The organism is Vibrio splendidus, assembly GCF_001557875.1.
Classification (GTDB): Bacteria; Pseudomonadota; Gammaproteobacteria; order Enterobacterales; family Vibrionaceae; genus Vibrio; species Vibrio splendidus_F.
In genome coordinates, this window is sequence record NZ_LNRF01000044.1 from 1 (window position 1) to 277 (window position 277).

1 tRNA gene is annotated in these 277 nt (G+C 50.2%); it reads right to left on the bottom strand.

What is annotated here, in order from left to right:
* Positions 1–168: 168 nt before the first annotated feature.
* Positions 169–253: transfer RNA gene (locus tag ATB74_RS23530), tRNA-Tyr, on the bottom strand.
* Positions 254–277 lie beyond the last annotated feature (24 nt).

Sequence of the window (277 nt, forward strand, 5' to 3'; positions counted from 1 at the left end):
CGAACCATCGAAGGCAGTGCCGGCAGATTTACAGTCTGCTCCCTTTGGCCACTCGGGAACCCCTCCAGGGTGTGTCTTACTCTTCACAAAGTAAGCCTAAATTGATGTTTTCCCATAAGCCCATCAACTAGGTTGTTCTCTTAACTCTCGAAAGAGGTAAGAAGAATATGGTGGAGGGAGACGGATTCGAACCATCGAAGGCAGTGCCGGCAGATTTACAGTCTGCTCCCTTTGGCCACTCGGGAACCCCTCCAGGGTGTGTCTTACTTTTCACAAA